Source organism: Enterobacter sp. SECR19-1250 (assembly GCF_013391025.1).
GTDB classification, from domain to species: domain Bacteria; phylum Pseudomonadota; class Gammaproteobacteria; order Enterobacterales; family Enterobacteriaceae; genus Enterobacter; species Enterobacter cloacae.
On record NZ_JACASJ010000244.1, the window covers coordinates 1 to 1668 of the forward strand.

Annotated in this window: 1 protein-coding gene; it reads right to left on the reverse strand. The window is 58.9% G+C overall.

The genetic code is table 11. The features are described 5' to 3' along the window. Window positions 1-1668 (reverse strand): DUF927 domain-containing protein (locus HX884_RS26305; RefSeq protein ID WP_256737204.1); only part of this gene is annotated, 1668 nt, incomplete at both ends.

Genomic DNA, 1668 nt, shown 5'->3' on the forward strand with positions numbered 1-1668 from the left:
TTATCGGGTCTGCGCCCTGTCCGACTTCATCCAGTGGCATCAGCCCGTCATTGTGGGCGGCGGCCTCGTTTATCAGCCCCAGCGCCGTGCCGTACCACGTCAGGCGCAAGGCATCAGGGTTGCCGTATAGACTGCTCGCCACGTTCTGCGTGGTTGTTTTCCCGGCGCTCGATTGCTCATAAAAATGAATCCCGAATCCGTCACGATCTGCCACCCCGATTAATGGCGCTGCCAGTGCTGCGGCGATGCCTGTCATCATCGCGTAATTACCGTATGCCAGCCGCGCAACACTGTTACGCCAGCTTTCCGACGTTCCTGCTACGGTATACCCGGCAGCGGCTGAACTGCGCCCGCTGAACAAAACAGGCCGCTCAGGTGTGCCGATGATTTCCCCGTCCGGCATGATGTATGCCCCGCACTGCCAGCCTGTAGCATGAGCAACGCGCCACAATTCACGCGAGCCGCTTCGCTGTAACCAGTCGGCAAGAATCGCCCGTAGGCTGTTTTTCGTTGTGACGTTGACGCCACCAGCTTTCAGGGTGCGCCAGCCTTCACGCTCGCCAATATCAGCCAGCGGGATAGCCGCTGTTGTCGGTATGCCTGCACCGAATGCCAGCCATGAGATAATAAGATACTGATCTTTGTCGTCGCGTCCCGTGCCGATAACCTCCAGCGGTGAACATAACCAGCTTTCAGCGTTGATGATCTCCCCGCTTTCCTTGTCCACCTTCGGCGTTACCCAGAAAACGCCATCTTTGCGGCTCTCAATGTGGGGTTTTAGTGGGTCTTTCTCTGGATGGTCAGTTTTACCGCCCTCAATGGCCTGCAATCGTGGTTTCACGGCTTCCCCCTGAATCTGGTACATCGAATCGTTAAACGCAGCCGTAGCGACTTCCAGCCCGTTTTGCTGGTGGTGGTCGTTCCAGTCGGCTTTGTAGTCTGTCGGTGGCATTGATACCCAGCCAGCCACGGATAAGGCGGCTTTCTCTGCGGCCTCCCTGCCTGTATTGGCTTCTCCGTTTTGGTGGTGGTCGTTGTCTGCGGCGATAATAATTTGCGCCTTCGGGTGTTTACGGCGCATCACTTCGGCAACGGGTAGCAGGTTGCCCGCGTCAATTGCTGCCACTGCCAGCGCGTCCGGGCGCATCAGGTGAACTGAAAGGGCCGTCGCCAGCCCCTCGGCAATTAAAACGCTCTGCGGCGATTCTGGCGCGTTTACGGCATGGTATGCCCCGCGCTTTGCTGAACCTGTCAGAAGGCGCTTTTCTCCCTGTGGGGTGATGGTCTGTGCGGCTGCCACTGCGCCGGACTCATCCACCAGCTCAAGCAGGACTGAACCATCAGGCAATAGCGGGAAAGTGAACCCGTCCAGCCCCTTAGCAATCAGGTATTCAGATTCGCCCTGTGTGACGCTCTGGCGCTTTTCTGCATACAGGCTGGCAAACGTAGCCCGGCGCTGCCCTGCGCTTTCTGCGGCCTGTTTCTGGCGCTCCTGCTCGCGCTGCTGGCGCTCAGACTCCATTTGCTCCCGCCTCCGGCTGGCTGCTGTCGGGTCGGTTTCCGCTGCCCGGTAATCAATACCCAGCACAGAAGCGGCAAGCCTCGCCGCTTCTGTGGTGTCGCAGTTGTTAACCCGCTTGATTAAATCCAGCCCGTCGCCCGCGCCGC